Origin of the sequence: Photobacterium nomapromontoriensis (assembly GCF_050336815.1) — a bacterium.
Lineage (GTDB): Bacteria > Pseudomonadota > Gammaproteobacteria > Enterobacterales > Vibrionaceae > Photobacterium > Photobacterium nomapromontoriensis.
This window is the reverse complement of sequence record NZ_JAKJSL010000054.1, coordinates 30,736-49,013: the sequence shown is the minus strand read 5'-3', so window position 1 is coordinate 49,013 and position 18,278 is coordinate 30,736. Positions and strand designations below refer to the sequence as shown.

19 protein-coding genes and 1 pseudogene are annotated in these 18,278 nt (G+C 41.4%); 16 read left to right on the top strand and 4 right to left on the bottom strand.

What is annotated here, in order from left to right; translation table 11 throughout:
* The coding region (locus L4D12_RS21960; RefSeq protein ID WP_428449960.1) for a group II intron maturase-specific domain-containing protein at nucleotides 1-402 on the top strand (402 nt) is incomplete at its 5' end.
* A 148-nt stretch (nucleotides 403-550) separates the two neighbouring features.
* Here the strand turns inward: L4D12_RS21960 and L4D12_RS21955 are convergent.
* Nucleotides 551-808 carry a hypothetical protein gene (locus L4D12_RS21955; RefSeq protein WP_038887134.1) on the bottom strand — a complete coding sequence of 86 codons (258 nt, stop codon included), beginning with the start codon at nucleotides 806-808 and terminating at the stop codon, nucleotides 551-553.
* A gap of 150 nt (nucleotides 809-958) precedes the next feature.
* Between L4D12_RS21955 and L4D12_RS21950 the strand changes: the two genes are divergently transcribed.
* The 15 genes and pseudogenes from L4D12_RS21950 to L4D12_RS21880 form a co-directional block, all read left to right on the top strand.
* On the top strand, nucleotides 959-1,726 hold the full coding sequence (locus L4D12_RS21950) for a ribonuclease H1 domain-containing protein (protein ID WP_428449959.1): 768 nt from the start codon (nucleotides 959-961) through the stop codon (nucleotides 1,724-1,726).
* 710 nt (nucleotides 1,727-2,436) lie between these two features.
* Nucleotides 2,437-2,982 carry a reverse transcriptase domain-containing protein gene (locus tag L4D12_RS21945; RefSeq protein WP_428449958.1) on the top strand — a complete coding sequence of 182 codons (546 nt, stop codon included), beginning with the start codon at nucleotides 2,437-2,439 and terminating at the stop codon, nucleotides 2,980-2,982.
* Between the two features lie 225 nt (nucleotides 2,983-3,207).
* Nucleotides 3,208-3,636, top strand: coding sequence for a group II intron maturase-specific domain-containing protein (locus L4D12_RS21940; protein WP_428449957.1), 429 nt, complete (start codon nucleotides 3,208-3,210; stop codon nucleotides 3,634-3,636).
* A 286-nt stretch (nucleotides 3,637-3,922) separates the two neighbouring features.
* The gene (locus tag L4D12_RS21935) at nucleotides 3,923-4,438 is read left to right on the top strand and encodes a lipocalin family protein (protein WP_428449956.1); all 516 of its coding nucleotides are present in this window, start codon (nucleotides 3,923-3,925) and stop codon (nucleotides 4,436-4,438) included.
* Nucleotides 4,439-5,098: 660 nt separating this feature from the next.
* Nucleotides 5,099-5,554, top strand: coding sequence for a GNAT family N-acetyltransferase (locus L4D12_RS21930; RefSeq protein WP_428449967.1), 456 nt, complete (start codon nucleotides 5,099-5,101; stop codon nucleotides 5,552-5,554).
* Between the two features lie 267 nt (nucleotides 5,555-5,821).
* Nucleotides 5,822-7,417, top strand: a complete 1,596-nt coding sequence (locus L4D12_RS21925) for an ABC-F family ATPase (protein ID WP_428449966.1) — start codon at nucleotides 5,822-5,824, stop codon at nucleotides 7,415-7,417.
* Nucleotides 7,418-7,549: 132 nt separating this feature from the next.
* Nucleotides 7,550-8,005, top strand: coding sequence for a YaiI/YqxD family protein (locus tag L4D12_RS21920; RefSeq protein ID WP_428449955.1), 456 nt, complete (start codon nucleotides 7,550-7,552; stop codon nucleotides 8,003-8,005).
* A 760-nt stretch (nucleotides 8,006-8,765) separates the two neighbouring features.
* Nucleotides 8,766-9,338 (top strand): site-specific integrase, encoded by a 573-nt coding sequence (locus tag L4D12_RS21915; protein ID WP_428449954.1) that lies wholly within the window; start codon nucleotides 8,766-8,768, stop codon nucleotides 9,336-9,338.
* A gap of 61 nt (nucleotides 9,339-9,399) precedes the next feature.
* A complete protein-coding gene (locus L4D12_RS21910) occupies nucleotides 9,400-9,693 on the top strand; it encodes an ArsR family transcriptional regulator (protein ID WP_428449953.1) in 294 nt (97 codons plus the stop codon).
* Between the two features lie 109 nt (nucleotides 9,694-9,802).
* A complete protein-coding gene (locus tag L4D12_RS21905) occupies nucleotides 9,803-10,183 on the top strand; it encodes a hypothetical protein (RefSeq protein WP_428449952.1) in 381 nt (126 codons plus the stop codon).
* A gap of 754 nt (nucleotides 10,184-10,937) precedes the next feature.
* Nucleotides 10,938-11,225, top strand: a complete 288-nt coding sequence (locus L4D12_RS21900) for a PAAR domain-containing protein (RefSeq protein ID WP_428449951.1) — start codon at nucleotides 10,938-10,940, stop codon at nucleotides 11,223-11,225.
* Nucleotides 11,179-12,759, top strand: coding sequence for a hypothetical protein (locus L4D12_RS21895; protein ID WP_428449950.1), 1,581 nt, complete (start codon nucleotides 11,179-11,181; stop codon nucleotides 12,757-12,759). The genes L4D12_RS21900 and L4D12_RS21895 overlap by 47 nt, the downstream gene beginning before the upstream one ends.
* Nucleotides 12,752-13,489, top strand: a complete 738-nt coding sequence (locus tag L4D12_RS21890; RefSeq protein WP_428449949.1) for an AHH domain-containing protein — start codon at nucleotides 12,752-12,754, stop codon at nucleotides 13,487-13,489. The genes L4D12_RS21895 and L4D12_RS21890 overlap by 8 nt, the downstream gene beginning before the upstream one ends.
* Nucleotides 13,486-14,100: an imm11 family protein gene (locus L4D12_RS21885; RefSeq protein ID WP_428449948.1), complete on the top strand. Its 615-nt coding sequence runs from the start codon at nucleotides 13,486-13,488 to the stop codon at nucleotides 14,098-14,100. The genes L4D12_RS21890 and L4D12_RS21885 overlap by 4 nt, the downstream gene beginning before the upstream one ends.
* 696 nt (nucleotides 14,101-14,796) lie before the next feature.
* Nucleotides 14,797-14,919 (top strand): annotated as a pseudogene (locus L4D12_RS21880) (DUF188 domain-containing protein); the annotation flags it as partial.
* 53 nt (nucleotides 14,920-14,972) lie between these two features.
* On the opposite strand, the gene L4D12_RS21875 reads toward L4D12_RS21880, so the two are convergent.
* The 3 genes from L4D12_RS21875 to L4D12_RS21865 all read right to left on the bottom strand — a co-directional run bounded on the left by L4D12_RS21875 (nucleotide 14,973) and on the right by L4D12_RS21865 (nucleotide 18,255).
* On the bottom strand, nucleotides 14,973-16,070 hold the full coding sequence (locus tag L4D12_RS21875; protein ID WP_428449947.1) for a ParB/Srx family N-terminal domain-containing protein: 1,098 nt from the start codon (nucleotides 16,068-16,070) through the stop codon (nucleotides 14,973-14,975).
* Nucleotides 16,071-16,221: 151 nt separating this feature from the next.
* Nucleotides 16,222-16,902 (bottom strand): DUF3334 family protein, encoded by a 681-nt coding sequence (locus L4D12_RS21870; RefSeq protein WP_428449946.1) that lies wholly within the window; start codon nucleotides 16,900-16,902, stop codon nucleotides 16,222-16,224.
* A gap of 192 nt (nucleotides 16,903-17,094) precedes the next feature.
* A complete protein-coding gene (locus L4D12_RS21865; RefSeq protein ID WP_428449965.1) occupies nucleotides 17,095-18,255 on the bottom strand; it encodes an N-acetylneuraminate epimerase in 1,161 nt (386 codons plus the stop codon).
* Between the last annotated feature and the right edge of the window lie 23 nt (nucleotides 18,256-18,278).

The window sequence follows — 18,278 nt, the reverse complement described above, 5'->3', positions numbered from 1 at the left end:
GGTCGAAAGCGTCACTTTGTTTTTCTCGGGTTCGAGTTTTACTGGGGTAGGGATTCCAAGGGGAAAGCGCGGCTTAGRCGGCGAACTGCCGTAAAGAAGCAGAAAGCGACCCTCAGRGAATACTACTTATGGATCAAAGCGAAACGTTCATTAAAACTGAGCGAATGGCTGCCCCAGYTAAAACGCAAGTTGATCGGGTTTAGGAATTATTTCGGACTGCCAGACAATAGCCGAAGCATGTCATACGTCTATGACTATGTGCTGCATAGTTTATACAAATGGCTGAACCGACGCAGCGGAAGGCGAAGTTATAACTGGAGTAATTTCAAGAAGATGTTAGGGTATTTCAATATTGTGCAACCGAAAGTCAGCAAGCGATTTGTGGTTGTTGATTGGTATTAGGGTCGTGTTTTACACGAGTGAACGTATAACTGAAGAGCCGGATGCGGTAGTTCCGCACGTCCGGATCTGTGTGGGGGCGGTCTGGTAACAGGCCGCTCTACCACGATTGTGAAAATGCCAGCTATGGAAACTGGCATTTGTTGTGTTATTAAGCGTTGCTTAGTGCAAAGCTGGATAAATGGAACTCAAGTAACTGTTTTTGTTCTAGGTTCTTCTCACCATTTTGGATTGTGGCTTTCAAGATCTCTGGGCTTTTGTCAGAATAATGAATGTTGCATTTGATTCCACTTTCGCAAGTGTACTGTACACCGTAGTTTATCGTTCTCTCTTCACAGTTAAATGGTGAACCCATAAGTAGGTTGCGAACAGCTGTCAAATCAGTCTTGCTAATTTTGAGTGTGCTCATAGAAGTGTTCCTTTATTTTCATGTGCTAATTACCGGAATAATGTAATATGCACATAATTTATATGCAATTATTTTGTTTGTAAGTTGTAAGTTGTAGGTAGTGGTAGTGGTTGAGCTATTACAGTGTTCAAACTTGGTTAGGAGCTTAAATTGGCTAAAAAATACTATGTTGTTTGGAAAGGTCGAGAGGCAGGTATTTTCACTACTTGGGCAAAGTGCAAGTCACTAGTCGATGGTTTTGCTGGAGCAAGGTTTAAGTCGTTTCCAACTCTTGAAGAAGCAGAGTCTGCATTTGGTGAAAAACCAAAATCAACAGCACCGAAGGTCAAAGCTAAGATAGTTAAAAAGTCTAGCAAATTAAAATCTGTTCCCTTATCTCAGGAACAAATAGATGCAATGCCATTTGAAGTGAAAATCTACACTGATGGGGCTTGTGAGCCGAACCCCGGAGAAGCTGGAACAGGGCTTGCGGTATATGAGAGCAACGAGCTAACTGAACTATGGTATGGCTTGTACCAATCATTCGGTACTAACAATACAGCCGAGCTCCATGGACTCAATCAAGCATTACTACTTGCTAAGGAAAAATTAGCAACAGGAAGTTCAGTTGGTATCTTTTGTGATTCAAAATACTCTATCGACTGTATTACAAAGTGGGCTAGTGGTTGGGAGAAAAAAGGTTGGACTAAGTCTGGTGGTGAAATTAAAAATTTGGACATAATTAAGCCAGCTTATACTATCTACCAAGAAATATCGTCTCAAATTACAATTCACCATGTGAACGGACATGTTGGCATTGAGGGTAATGAGTTAGCAGATAGGATGTCCATCATAGCTATCGAATCTCAGGATAAGAGTCTTTCGTTGTATAGAGAAACTCACAATATCCCTGAACTCTTGGCGTTACGTGCTGGTTGATAGACACACATAACAAATAAGGTTATGTGCTGCGCAGCCAGCACCTAATCGAAGTGTGTGCACCGAGCATGGCGTTGATCTAGGAGGTGAAAGTCCTCTACGGGCTCAGTCGAAAGAGAACCGTTAGCCTATGCAAGGGTGTTCACCGTGAGGTGAAATCTGAAGGAAGCAAATGGCAAAATATGGTTGTGACGGACAGAAATCTGATAGTAGGCAATGATGACTTGGGTAACCTAGCACTATATAGATTAGCCCGATAATTCGACAGGAAGGGCATCCTTGTAAATCAGGCACGGCCATAGGAAAGAGCAACGTCTTACCTCGGGAGATCTTAATATCTGTTCATTAGGACTAAAAGTGTAGTGATATGCTTTGATGGGTATTAAGAAGTCAGCAGAAGGCATAGTACCTTGAAGTGAACTCATTCAAGAGAAGGCCCGAATCGAATATATCAAGAAGCAGTCACCAGCAACTCAGATACGTGGTGTAACAGTAATGATGAAACCCATCCCTACGATCCAATTGGTGAAGCCGTAAGTCGATCTAATGGATGCGAAGTGTAACAAGCGTATGTGGCGTAAAAGGAAGGGCGAGTCTTGATACAAACCAGTCAACTACTAGAAATAATGTTCAGTTCTGAAAGTCTAAACAGGGCATTAAAGTAAGTTAAGAGCAATAAAGGTTGTGCAGGTATTGATAGATTATCAATCTTGGCAACCATCGAAAAGCTTAAACAGGGAGATAACGGGAATAAGTTTCGTCAGTCTTTGCTGAATGGGACATACCAGCCTCAACCTGTACTTGGAGTAGAAATTCCCAAAGCCAAAGGTGGAGTTCGTCAACTCGGCATTCCAACGGTACAAGACAGGATCGTGCAACAAGCGATTTCCAATACACTTACCGATATATACGAACCTAAATTTTCTAACAGCAGTTATGGATTTAGGCCGAGAAGAAGTGCTCACCATGCTTTGGCTCAAGGAAGTGAATATATCCGCTCTGGGCTTGGATATGTTGTAGATATTGATTTGGAAAAATATTTTGACACAGTTAATCACGACAGATTAATGAACCGATTATCTCAAGATATTGAAGATAAAAGAGTGCTGAAATTGATCCGTCATTATTTACAGAGTGACATGATGCGAGGTGGGGTAGCAGAACAACGACAAAAAGGAACGCCACAAGGTGGGCCATTGTCGCCACTGTTATCGAATATTGTGTTAGACGAACTCGATAAGGAACTCGAAAGCTGAGGACATAAATTCTGTCGCTATGCAGATGATTGTCAAATCTACGTTAGTAGCGAACTGGCAGCAAAGAGAGTGCTGTTTTCGATTAGTTACTTTCTTGAAAGCAAGCTAAAGCTAAAAGTAAACCAAGAGAAAAGCAAAGCCACCCGCGTGAGCGAGCGATGTTTTCTAGGTCATTACTTTAAGCAGTCAGTAGAGGTAAGGATCACAAAAGATGCTTATCGCAGGATGAAAATTCGAGTACGTCAAATAACCAAACGCAACCAAGCGAAAAGCCTTCCAGTAGTGATTAAAGAACTTACTCAATACTTGAAGGGCTGGCAGTCATATTACAAGCTGGCTTTATTTGGGAATAGAATGAAAAGGCTTGATAGTTGGATCCGGCGTCGTTTAAGGTGTTACAAGCTTAAACAACGAAAGCGAAAATTCAGCATAGCGGTTTGGCTCATTAATTCCGGCCTAACAACCCACGATGCTTGGAAGCTCGCGCACTCAGATAAGGGGGGGTGGAAGCTATCGAGAACCCCTCAACTTCATCAAGCATTACCAGATAAACAATTTGCGGGACTAGGTTTGTACTCATTGCACAATGGGTATGAGGCATTAAAAGTGTATTCGAAACCGCCGTATGCGACCCACGCTTGTACGGTGGTGTGAGAGGATGGAGGTCGTGAGACCTCCTCCTACTCGATTGAAGAAGTCCAAGCCTCCTTATATAAGTAAATATTGCGAATGGGGTGGAAGGCGAAGTGGCAATTTGGTCCTGTTTTAGCTGTCTTTTTATGGCCCAGTACAGTTTTCCAGAAAAAGCGCCCAAGGCTATTTCCTGCTCAAGAGGGATTCGCAACGCGTGGTATTTTTACTATGCTTTGATTTTAATGATGTAGCATTAGTATGATGTGGCTCCCCCGAAGCAGGACGTTAGGTTTACATGGAGGTGATTGTGAAAAAATTCTTATTATTTACAGTGTTACTGTCTCTAAGTGGCTGCTTGGGTATGCCAGAAACAGTTGAACCAGTCAAACCTTTTGAATTAAATAAATATTTAGGTAAGTGGTATGAAATTGCCCGTTTAGATCATTCTTTCGAACGAGGTTTGAGTAACGTTACAGCGGAATATTCAATGCGTTCTGATGGTGGTGTTTCAGTTGTCAATCGGGGGTACTCTGTTGATACCAATGAGTGGAAAGTAGCAGAAGGTAAGGCATATTTCGTTAATAGCGACGATGAAGGATATTTTAAGGTTTCATTTTTCGGTCCATTTTATGGCTCATATGTGATTTTTGAGCTAGAAAATGAAGACTATGAATATGCGTTCGTTTCGGGTCCAAATAATGATTACCTATGGTTGTTGTCACGAACTCCAATGGTGAGTGAGGCGGTTAAGTCGAAATTTGAGTGGTTAGCAAAGAAACATGGCTTTGCCGTTGAGCAGTTAATCTACGTGGAACAAAAATAGACGTATTAACATCACTGTAATACGTTGTGGCGCGCAAACGAGTTCAAACGCTAGACCGACTCAATGTTTAAGAATTAGATCTGTCATCGTGGTTCAATACCTTGCTGGTAGGTGCTTTGCTAGCGATACTGAAGCCTGCTTATTGGTATGGTGCTAAATATATTCTATAGAGTGATTGTGACAGGGTGATTAGATATTACATAGCTTAGCTTGATCATTTGTCAGGAAGGACATCTTTGTAAATCAGATGCTTCAGAAACCGTATTGATAGATGATATGCAGTTCAGTCCTGCAGGTGCAAAGGCAATTTGTATTGTTGGAATTCAGTTCGAAAACTCAGCGCAATGTGAAGACGAGTTGAAAGCTCTTGGGCTGTTTTTCTAGTTAATTAGATTTTTAGATGCACAAACAGTTCAAGAGAGATTTGTATGGGTGCGATGTCAAATTATTCGTGAATAAATGAGACGAAAAAGGCTAAATCATTATATATATGTTTTAGCTGAAATGTTTCTAGGTTGCCTTAACGAGATCAACCATTGGCATAGTAGACTGTGAGCATATTAAGGTCATAAAGTGGTATATGCATGATGTCGATATGGGTAATTTAATGAAGTTATTGTATTTATCTTGTGGGTTGAGGAACTAATGAAAATAAGGTTGATGGAAAAATCTGACTTAAATGAGACAGCAGAAGTGCATAAATTGGCTTTTGTGAGGCAGAAACAATCTTATGAATGGCTTGTTTGTAATTTCAATGCATTCCCACGAGTCTTATGCTTTGTTGCTGAAGGTAGTGATGGGATTATGGGCTATATAATTTGGACTCAGAAGAGTGGTTTTCGCCCAGAAGTAGTATTGGAAATTGAACAATTAGCTGTTTCGCCTGAGCATCAAGGACAAGGTATTGGGCGCAGTTTAATCATAAACTCTTTACCCGTGGTAAAGGCCAAGTTGGCAGAGAACGATTCGGTGCTGAAGCATATTTTTGTTACGACGCGAGCTGATAATTTTGCTCAAGAATTATATAAATCAACATTGGGTGCAGAAGTAGAAGCAACGATTACTAATTTATATTCTGCTGATGAAGTGTTGATGATTGCACGTAACGTGAGTTAACAAACGGCAATGGCATTAATGATTAGTTTTTCTATCCGACATGACCCGATTTGGTGTTCCGAGAAAGAGGTTTTTAACCTTTTCTTGGCGTATTCCAGCGTTGCCACTTTCTTTGGCTTACTTTAGCCAGCACATACGTTAGGTTGTGGAATAAACTAATGGTGATGAAGTTCACAGAAACTGTTATACTTGGCCTTCATCACGAAGAAGTCGCCCTTCATGGCGGCTTTTTTATTGCTTGATAGTCATCATTATTGGAACAGTACATTGATTTCAACAGCTAATATCACAATGCAGTTTGGCGCAAAGCCTCTGTTTGAGAACATTTCAGTTAAGTTTGGCGACGGTAACCGTTACGGCCTGATCGGGGCGAATGGTTGCGGTAAGTCAACATTCATGAAAATCCTTGGCGGTGAGCTAGAGCAGTCCTCTGGTACTGTTTCAAAAGATCCTAATGAGCGTATGGCGAAACTGGGTCAGGATCAATTTGCCTTTGAGCAATACACTGTTATTGACACCGTTATTATGGGTCATAAAGAACTGTGGAAAATCAAAGAAGAGCGTGACCGCATTTATGCAATGCCTGATATGTCTGAAGATGACGGCATGCGTGTGGCTGACCTTGAAGTTGAATTTGCAGAAATGGACGGCTACTCAGCAGAAGCGCGTGCGGGCGAATTGCTACTTGGTCTAGGTCTTCCTGAAGACCTGCACTTTGGCCTAATGAGTGCGGTTGCTCCGGGTTTGAAGGTACGTGTACTATTGGCTCAGGTTCTGTTTGCTGATCCGGAAATCATGCTACTTGACGAACCAACGAACAACTTGGACATTCATACCATTGCATGGCTTGAGCGCGTTCTTCTTGAACGTAACTGTACCATGATCATCATCTCGCACGACCGTCACTTCCTAAACAGCGTATGTACTCATATGGCTGATTTGGATTACGGTGCACTCCGCCTATTCCCAGGTAACTACGACGAATACATGACAGCGGCTGAAGCGTCTCGTGAGCGTCTGCTAGCGGATAACGCGAAGAAGAAAGCGCAGATGGCCGAACTGCAAACGTTCGTAAGCCGTTTCTCTGCGAACGCATCAAAAGCGAAGCAGGCTACATCTCGTCAGAAGCAGCTTGATAAGATCCAGCTTGATGAAGTGAAGGCGTCAAGCCGCCAGAACCCATTTATCCGCTTCGAACAGGAAAAAGAACTGTTCCGTAATGCATTGGAAGTAGAAGGTCTGAAGCAAGGTTACGGCGATAACATTTTGATCAATGGTGTAAAAATGTTGGTTGAAGTGGGTGAGCGTGTTGCTATTATCGGTGCCAACGGTATTGGTAAATCGACGCTGCTTAACACGCTAGCGGGACAGATGAACCCAATGGACGGTATGATCAAGTGGTCAGAAAACAACAATATTGGTTTCTATGCTCAGGATCACAGCGCTGATTTCGATACTGACATGAACCTTGTTGATTGGATGAGCCAGTGGAAGCGTGAAGGTGATGACGAGCAGGTTGTTCGTGGTATCCTTGGCCGTATGCTGTTCTCTCAGCATGATATTAAAAAGTCAGTTCAAGTACTGTCTGGTGGTGAGCAAGGTCGCATGCTGTTTGGTAAGCTGATCATGCAACGTCCAAACATTTTGTTGATGGATGAACCAACCAACCACATGGACATGGAATCGATTGAATCGTTGAACCTTGCACTAGAAAACTATAAAGGTACATTGATGTTCGTTTCTCACGACCGTCAGTTTGTATCATCTATTGCGACGCGTATCCTCGAAATCACCAAAGATGGCGTGGAAGACTTCCACGGCACTTACGAAGAGTACCTAGCGAAGAAAGGTTTAGAAGGTTAATTGCCTTTTAGCTTAAGCTGATTATTATGAAAGCCGCCGTTAAGGCGGCTTTTTTCTAGGACATGTTTGTATCCCTCTAAACCAGCGTTGATGATTCAGTGCAATAGGCAGTGGGATAATAAGAGAGGATGCATGAAAATTTGGGTTGATGCTGATGCGTGCCCGAATGTCGTTAAGGACATTTTATTCCGTGTCGCAGATCGGGTTGGGGTGCAGGTAACGTTAGTGGCGAATCAGTATATTCGTACTCCACCGTCACCGCATATTCGTTCTATTCAGGTAGAATCAGGTTTCGATGTAGCGGACAATTATATTGTGCAGCAGTCAGAAGCCGGTGATTTGGTGATCACGGCGGATATCCCGTTGGCGGATGAGCTGATCACTAAGGGTGCACATGCTCTGAACCCGCGTGGTGAAATGTACACCAAAGATACGATTAAACAGCGCTTGCAGATGCGTGATTTTATGGAAACCATGCGCAGCAGCGGAATTCAAACCGGCGGCCCTGCACCATTGAGCCAAGCCGACCGACAGAATTTTGCCAATAAACTTGATACGTTTATTGCAAAAAACCATAAAAAGCAATAGCTTATGAGGGTGACGGTGTTCGCTGTCACCCTTGTTTTTCACAGCAATTTAATCCCTAAAAATCTAAAATTCAAACAAACTCAAATTTGCTTGCTAACCGATTGCTAATACTCTTTGATCCGATTGTCGGAACGATGTCAGGTTTACGGTCATATGTATTTACTTGTCTCATTTCTTTATGACCAAAAAAGTGTTACTTATCAGCTATGGTTCCTTCGTAATCAGAGATCCCTTTCGCCTTCAAATCGTGGAATGTGAAATCAGCTTCTATACCAAATTGGCAACGGCGGCATCCTTGGCTGCTTGCCAGTAATCTTGTAGTGAACGTTCATGAATTTTTTTCCTAACGTATTGCAAACCACGTAGATTGCAGGCGTTTCGCTGAGACTCTTTGACAAAGCAATGGCCGCGCGAAGGCGAGGGGACCACATCTTGATCTGCTCTTTCCCTGTTTTGCCTTGTCTGTGATGTAGCGATCCCGACATGATGGGTGAGAACCCGCTGACAACCCAATTAGGCTATGCCGCCATTGACCGAGATAGTTAGAGGTAATTTATACATCATTTAGTGATTGGTGAATTCGTATTTTCGGTGGGGGATAAAACGCCTATAACCAAGTTTGAGCGCACGTCGCCTGGCGCGTTTCTGATAGACAATACTCGGTCTGAAAGGACTGGGCGATCGCTTGAAACCATCGATATTAGCTGAAAATGGTTGCAATACGGCGCCCATGATTCAGTTGAAAAGATCAGAGCCTTGATTGGCTGCTATTCAAAAGGCCGATCCTGCAAAGCGATTATTGCTGACAATGATCATTGCGCACGGTACCCGAATTGGTGAAACACGAAAAGCGAAGTGGGAATACATCGATCTAATCCAGAAACGCTGGACCATCCCTGCAGAAGACGCCAAGAACGGTAAGGCTGTCGTCTATCCGCTGACAGACGGCATGGTTGAATTGTTACGGTCATACCAGGCATGGCAAGTTATGGCAGGGTATCAAACAGGCATGCTTTTCCCATTGTCGAAACACACCAGAAAGCCTATCCACAGCACAACGGCTAGCGCATGGGTGAGGGAACTCTCAGCCAGAAAATGGTCTGCTCACGATCTTAGGAAGCGGGCGAGGACAATCTGGCTTGAGCTGGGTATAGACTATATTGTCTGTGAAGCATTGCTGAACCATGCCCGAGACAAGCTTGATCAGGCCTACATTCACACCCATATGGAACTGCAGAAGAAAGATGCCCTCAATACCTACCATGAATGGCTAAAATCGTGCTGGTACAACTGGCTATTACCTATCTCAATTGAAAAGCCAACCCATCATTAAGCCTTGTCACCACTGGATCCTTTGCTGATCCGATCCTAAACCTCAGAGGATGAGAGAAAATATGAATAATTTGGCTCAAAGCGGCCTCATTGACCCGCATTTGGTAAATGCAGCACGTGCTGTTCCACATCAGGTTGGCCTGGTTAAGTTGAGTAAGACACAGTTGAAAATATTAACAGCTATAGAAGATGGTGAGATGGTGACTGCTCGACAGGTAGCAGAGCGATGTAAGCTGTCACCAAGTTGGGTAAGTACCAATCTTCGCTGCTTGTCCGGAAAATGCTATTTGCAAAGAACAGATAAGGCGCAGCTCAATGGAGGGATCGAGTTTCATTATTTAAAACTCGGCGCATGATGCTCATATTTAATGAAATACGTCGTTATGCTTAGTAATTCCTGCCAATTGCCTAAAGCGAAATATTTTAGAGTTTGATACAATTTGTATATTTATCATAGGACTAGTTATGGGCTGCTCATTTCACTTTGAGACTTTTCGTTACAACATAGATTCAAACCTAGAAGCGATGGGATTTCCATCTATCACATCGGTATATGGTGCGACAGCGACTGTGACTGCTGCGTTGAAAGCGGTAGACTCAGCAATTGCATTGAAAGGGGCCACTGCTCCTATGTCTGCGATTAGCAGAGGAACAACCATCGCAGGTGGTGTTTTGGCTGCTGGATGGGCGGGTGCTGTGTTGGGTTCTGCCGTGATGGCGACTAAGCGAGCGACTCGATGCACTATTCCAGAGTTGAAGGAAGTGGCTAACTCGGTGGGGTTAGATGGGAGCTGGATAGATGATGCTTATCGGCAGAATGAGCAAATGTTGAGAGCGAATAATTAATGGAGTGGATTAAAGATAGATTGGCGTTGATAGCTGTCGCTATATTGGCTGCTGTGGTGATCTTCGGAGCAAATTATTTTTTCGAAGGAGCTCCTACATACGCCATGTTTGCTTGGGGAAGCTTTTTGGTAATCTCTGAGCTGTTAAGGTCGATTTATCGTAGGATTAAGGGAGGGGGTGAGTAAGCTTGCCATTACATGCCTGCTCTATACTCCATAACAAAAGGTCTGTCTGTGGCAGGCCTTTTGTTTATCTGGTAAAGGAAGGTGAGATTACAAATGAATAGCAAATCAGCATCAACAGCAAAATTGTCTTCATGTCATGATGTTAGGTTCTTCTGAGTGCTAAAAGTTTGCAAACGAGGGTAACCCACGGGGAATAAAAATTTTTTGGTCGCCTTGGTCACCACCACCGGGCTTGGCGAATTACCTAGTTCCCGCTGGTGGAGGGGTAGAGCGTTATGCGTAACAATTGATTGAACTAAATTATGAGAATTGTGCATACGTGTATTTTAAATAAATTGTGCGTGCTTAATAACCTCTGAATCCGACTCCGTAATAGTGTTTAGTCATAGCTACATTTTGCACAAAGATATGAAATGGATTCTGAAAGTGAAAAAGTTCAAGTGCGCATGAAATTCTTCGGCTATATGATAGGAAATCAGCATATGGCATTGTTATTTATTAATTGATTTCGAATATAAATAAGAACATTAATCCAGATTAGATAGTGTGGCTTATTAGGGGGGGGGGAGATGGGAAAACCAGCAGCAAGAGTGTCAGACAATCATGTGTGTCCAAAGGTGACGTCAAAAGTTCCTCACGTAGGTGGCCCTATCATTACAGGATCACCAAACGTTACTATTGGTGGCCTGCCGGCTGCTCGAGTTGGGGATACGCTAGTCTGTATTGGGCCACCGGATAAAATTGCAAGTGGTTCAGCAACAGTATTTATAAATGGTAAACCGGCTGCACGAATGGGAGATTCTACAGAGCATGGGGGGGATCATCATTTCTGGAAATGGGACCGTACTTATTGGTGATGCCGCTCCTATAACCTCAGCCCCTGCTAAAATGGCAACAAGTTCTGCCTCAGGTTCCACTAAAATGGCAGCAATAGCTATACCTTCCATTAAATCAGATAACTTATCAGCGAATACTATTGCAGAAGATAGTGCGCGTACTGAAGCTCAAAATTCAGTTGGTCAGTGCGCTGAAGATGAAGTAAAGCAGGAAATTAAGTGGATAAAATTGCGTGCATGTCATCGCGACTTATGGGATACCCCCATATACGCTGAAGGCGTAGAAATTATGGTCGATGGGGATACATTCAAAAAAGATATTAATCTTGAAAAAGGGGTTAGTAAAAGTAGTTATTCTTCCTCACGTGATGATGCTGCTAATACAACTCACGAAGCTGGGACATATTATATTCCAGATTTGCCTCCAAGCGCATCGAAAGTTGTTGTAATAGTAAATGGGCAAAGTGGTATCGAGCAACAAATTCAAGCAGAAGTGGCCTCTCTTCAAGCGGATATGGATGGGTTGTATAGAGATGTAGTTGATAGCATGACAGGCTTTCAAGAACTTTGGGACGAGAGGGGGGTTCTTTCATTTGTCGATGGTATTGAAGCCGGAGGCGAAGCTTGGGCATCTGATACGAAAGATCTATTTGACTTAGAAACTTGGGAAAATATCGGTAATATTCTCGACAGTGCCCTTGATGAGAGTGTTGATTTTTTGCATAACTATGCAAAAGATAGATTCGATGATCTTAATGAATATATCCTTGATAGTGAGGGGAGATTACAAACACCTTCTTGGCTATTAAATAAACTGAGTGCAGACATACGTCAAGAAATTCTTAATGCGAATGGATATATAGACGATAAATTTGATGATCTTTCAGACTTGGGAGAAAAAACTGCAATAATTATAAAATATCAAAAAGAAATTTTAAATCTTCCAAATCTAATTACTAGCAGAGATATAGATGGAATTGAAAGGTTTATTGATACTGTTCTATTTGATATTGATCCTGATTGGTCGAAAGAAGTTAAGGAAAATGAAAACTACCCAATCATTATGCAATTATTACAAGATCATAATGTCTCATTAACCTATATTGCGTATATCGATCTTATTATTGAGGGAATTCCTCCTAGTTTCTATGTTTATTATGCCGGTAAAGGGGGGGCATATATTTGTATAGAATTAATTTTAACTTTGATTTTATCATTTTTAACACTTGGTGTAGGCGCAGCAGCTCAAGCTGCAAATTGGTCAGCTAAGTTTTCAAGAATGGCAACGACAGCAAGTAAAGTTAAGTCAATACCAAATTCTGCGCGTGCGCTAAATGTGTTTATTTCAATAATAGAAGCAATTAACAAATCAAATAAAAAATTAAAAAATGTCGGTGTGTTAATGGCTAAGCGACCAATAGGAAAATTCACTTCACCAAGTGATGATACTCTTGATATACGAAAGGATAATATAAAGAGAGACAAGCATTGTAGATTGTGTCAGGCAGATCATGCTACGCCTCGAAGTTTAATGGGGGAAGTGAATTATGTTTAAGACAAAATCAGGAGTTATTTCAAGTCAAGATAGAGATGAGAGCGACGTTATCGATGGAACAATTGAAAAAAAAGGGTACCGTCAACGTTGGGTTCGTGAAGTAAAAAAAGCAAAAAATGCAGAACACCCTTTTAATCATGGTATCCACATGGATACTCACCATATTATTTCTGCCGAAGCTGTTAATCAATCAGATCTTGGTGATGATTTAATAAGGAAGGGTTACAACATTAATTTATTAGAAAATCTAGTTGGTTTACCCGCTACACTGCCTGCAGCATGTCAACTTCAGTGTCAATTACATCGAGGTGATCATACATATGCTCGGCCAAAAGAAAGACCATACCATGAACATGTGGCAAAATTATTATTAAAAAAGGAAGATAATATTCTTAACTGTTATGGTAGGACAAAAGTAAGAGAGAAAAATACCGAGATTCATAAACTGTTAGACCCTATGTCTGTAGCAATACTAGAAAAAATAAACAAGTTTAAATTACCAATAACGAAAATTTATAAAAACTTTCATCCTGACAGTGTGATCGGCTGTGGTAATCATTTTGATGTTAATGACTCTGAACTATCTGGATATAAGTGCAAATCAAAGAGAAAACATTATAGAACATCACAGCGATTGGGGATTGATAAACGATATCAAGATTCAGATGTTACAGGAAATGAGAAAACAATAACATTTATAGGGACATGGGTTCCGGAGGTTAAGAAATGAGAAAATATGATGAGCAATATTATATTGCTTTTAATAACTACGACAATGAAACCCTGTATCTTAAGACTTTAAGAAAATCAACATTACGTCGCCCTGGTAGAGTTAAATTAACATTTGGTGATGAGCCTTTATTTTTCCAAAATGCATATAAAAATGACGATAAATTAGAAGGTGTCAAGATATTACCATCAAAAGCACATATGAACCTTGGACGAATAATTGTTAACACTGAATTATATAGGGATTTAGTGCAATTTGATATTCGTAATTTCCAATTATATCCATCAGTAATAATAGACGATGATGAGAACCACCATGATGGTTATTGGTTTTTTAATTATTATGATAGATTACCTGCGATTGATTTTGAAAATAGTGTAATTGATGATTATGACCCATCTAATGAAGAACACTCAGTTGATAAATATTCTCTTTCAAATGAGGTTCTTGATGCTATTCCTGAAGAAGAGCGTTTGATTTTTATTCCATCAGGTGCCGATGTTGAAGAAGTTTTTGTTCATCAAAAAATAGTAGATATTTTTAATGCACATAAGGTGGATACTATCGTTTTCTATAAAGTGTCAGAGTGGGAAATGGGAGAGCAGTTTTAATTAATGTTAATGGCTTTGTTGATATAAACGTAATGCCTGATAAGTCGGCAGTATTTTGAATAAGTCAATAGAGCCATATTTGTTATGTTTCGTGCTGTTAAATTTGATAAATCAACAACCTAAATCTTAGGATGTGTCCTGCGATGATTTGATATGAAAGTTAACCTTTAAAAACAATGTATTAGATACTTGGTTTCATAACCTAGCCAGTTTATCGTTATTGCACTCATTTTCGGTGCTCTAATGGTGTTCGAGTTCTATGGGGTAGCGTGCTTGTTGGTATTCTCGTTTATCTCCTATCTACTTGGATGGTTTCGTTTTTGGTTCAAAAGAAATGTCCTTACTGCGATAGCTCTATCAGTACCAAAGCCGTCAAGTGTCCTAAGTGTCAGAGTGATTTACCTGTGAGCAACTAATCTCAATTCAGATAAAAAGGTCCTGTTTGGGGCCTTTTCTATTGATAGTGCTGATATGATAATTTCCATAAATCACCGAATCAGTAATAAGTGCTTGTTTTAACAGCTTTGGCTTGTTCTAGTTGTAAATTGGACAAGCTCTTAAAACAGAGAGCGTTTAGCATAGCCTGAAATTTTGCTAATACTACGATTTCATGTGGTTAAAATTCAATAAGTTATAACTAGAACGGCATTAGCAAATAAGTGATTAAGTTGTTGAATTTATGTATTTTATCTTGTTTTTATGGAAACCATGCGCAGCAGCGGAATTCAAACCGGCGGCCCTGCACCACTAAGCCAAGCCGACCGACAGAATTTTGCCAATAAACTTGATACGTTTATCGCGCGCCATCACAAAAAGTGAGCCCTTTAATGGTCTCAGCAATATAGTCAGCAGACGGTGCTGGCTATATTGGTTTATTCTGGCTTAAGGCTTTCATTAATTGCATTGGGTTGATCCTTTTGCTTCTCTTTCTGTTTTTCGTTGGCTTCTTTTTTATCCTCTACTTTATCACTTGCTTTGTCATTATCTAATAATGCTTTGGGGGTGGTTTTCTCTTTTTTGGCTATCCGATAAGCCATCGCAAGTCCGAACGGTGAGTTTTTCGTCGTTAATAGTTTTTCAAGTTTTTTGCTGTTTACTTGATCCAATTGTCCCATTGCTTTTGCGCTGAGATCAGAATTACCAATAATCTCGTCATCCGGCAAATCCGTCATGATGGTGGCGGCTTCAGTCAGGGCGGTGGCGTACTCTTCCGTATCATTAAGGTTATAATCCTTAATCTTCATACGAGTGCGCAGTTCAAGTGCCCAGTTTAAGGCAAATTGAGGGATGGGGGCATGTTCATTGTCTTTGGTGGTAGGGGGGGCGTAGCTAATTCCATTAAGAAGATGAACCAGTGACAGGTATTTATCTGCCTTAAGTTGCTTTAACCCGATATATTCCGGTAAATCATCAGACTCTATGTCTTCGCCTTTTGCGTTCACTAGCCACACATCTCGGTTGTTCTTCATCTCTGTCCAAAAGTCGTCACCGCTGTTTGATAAGTTGTGACTGACTTTTACCATGACAGGTACGCTGGTGCCGCCATTAGGCATATCCCAAAAGCTTGAAAGTATGGTTAAGTTACTGGTTAAGTAGAGGGTATTTTCTTCCGGGGCGATCACGACACTGCTCAGGGCATCGGTGTGTTTACCTGCTTTAGCGAGGCAGGTATAACTTTTTGGATCTGTCGGTGTCGATTTATCATTCCATTTTTTGACGCCTTTAGCGCCATTGAGTCGGCACAAGTCGTTGTATATCTGTTTGGTATTTTCAGCATAACGCTGCAAATTAGCATATTCCGCGTCGTAGTCTAAGACGGCCTGTGTCGGTAGGAGTAGATCAAGCGGAACGGTGATGGTATCACCTTGTTTGAGCTCGCTGTAGGCGATCTTATCAGCCAGAGAGAGGGTAGGGAGCAATAGCAGGAGTGTTCCTAGTGCAGATAAAGAGATCTTTGGCTGACAGCACATAGTTTTCGCCTCGTTGAACCATGGATGTTCGAAGTTTAGCAAAAACCTATTTAGGGTGATGTTTCATCAATGAGTGTACGAATATGTTCAACAGACACCAAGCGAGGTTTGGTGTCTGTTGATAGCTAACTATGAAGGCAGAGCCTGTGAGTTACAGACCGAGCTGATCCAGAAGGTCAAGATCCACTTCAGGTGCTGCGGCAGATTTTTGTACCTGTTGTGCTTGCTCTCGACGGGTATTTTCAATGATGCTATCAGGGTCGACATCATCATGCTGCTCAAATTCTTCAATTTGAATAAATTCAGTTTTATCCATGGCTAATTCAAGGTAGAAGATATTGTTTTTTGCGGTGGTAAAGCTGACTCGACGCGCTTGTGGGCGATCAAGGTTAGTATCAACAGATAATAAAATCTGCTTGTTTAAAGCAAGCATTTTAGGTTGGTTTTGGGTGATTGAAACTTGTAATTCTCGGCGAATCTTGCGGGTGAAATCACCAACAACCTGATTCATGAGCTCACCCAGAATGTCGGCAACTTCATCAGAAGTATGGTGAATGGCTAATTCATCCTGGGATATACCCATTTTTAACATGTAATCTTGGTAGAGCTCTAAAGCGGCTTGTTGAGAGAAATTTGTCACCACTAGGCCAGTAAAACCGCCATCAAACAGAACAAAGCAACCAATGTCCGGCTTTAGACTGGTTTTGTTGATTTTTTGTACCATCGCAGAATAAGCCACATTGCTGCCTGTCGCTGTGGAGAGTACGGACGAGAGTGATTGGCACAGCTTGAGGAGAATATCGTCAGTCGTGATTGTTTTGGTTTTTTTCATGATGTTCTGATTTCTATTTATGGAATTACATAGTGTGTCATTAAATGATCTAAAATGCACAAAAGATCGGGCTGGGAGTCGATGTGGCTCACTTTATCGATGAATTGATGTGTATTTGCCCAAGTGATCTCAATCGTATCGTAAATACTGGTATTTTGAGATCGCTTGGGCGTGGTTATATTATTTTTCTTGTTAATCGATAATGTCGACAGTTTTGCCATTCCACGTCAACATGTATACGCCATTACGCGCTTGGCGTTGATTGTCTTCTCCGCCTACGATTAATACCCCTTGTGGGGTTGTAAAGGAAGCTCCGTATGCGAGACCTTCAGACAGCGAGGTCGATTGCGACCACAACCCATCTTTTAATACATAGGTTTCCGCATTGGATGATTTATTAAATCCATTATGCGCGAACATATTGCCTTGCTCAAATGCGCCCTTTGCACCGTGGAAATTAGCTCCGCCAGTGACGATAATAACGCCATTTGATAGACCAGAAAATGCCCCTGCAACGCCTTCTTGAATCGATGAGGATTTAGGGGCTGGCAGATCATGTAAACTTTGCCATGGTTGAGGTTGACCATATTGATATTGTTTGACTTCTGCGGTTCTCAATCCTGGTTTGATCTCACCGCTGATCAATGTTGCATCAGTCCCTGTTGATACTAACGTAGCACCACAATTGGGTATATAAGGTGATGAATCGATAATATCCCATTGATTTTTTTCAGGGTTATAACGAATAACATCACGGTTCCATTTATAATCAAGAGGCTTCATTCCCATATAATCATCAACAATTTTTTGCCATTTTTCGGGCTGTGCTTTTTGATCTGTCGTGATGATATCTGAGAGATATTGATCAAAATAGGCTTTGTTATAGCCACCAAAGAAAACAATGACATCTTTATTGGGTGAATAGGAGGCGGCCCCCAGTAATCCGACGGGTGAGGTTGTGCGTAACTCCGCCCATTTATTCGATGATGCGCTATATCGGTATACTGAATCAAATACGATTGGGGAGAGGTCTGTAGATGACTTTTTGCCAGACCCACCAAAAATATAAATGTCATCGTTGATGACAGATGCTGTCGCACCATCACGTGCTTGACCAATGAAGTCGGCTTTCTTCTGCCACCCTTTATCAAGGGCATTTAAGTCAAGCATATAGAAGTCATTGCCTGTTGAGCCTAATCCAACAAATAAAGTGTCGCCGATTTGAGCACTGACGCCATTTTTTAATCCTACGGGTAAATCTGGCCATTGAGTCTGGGCATATACGGAAGCACTTAAAATCAAAGAGGCCGTCATTATCGGTGTAATGAGTTTATTGACATATTTCTTAGACATCATTGTTATTCCTTTATATAAAT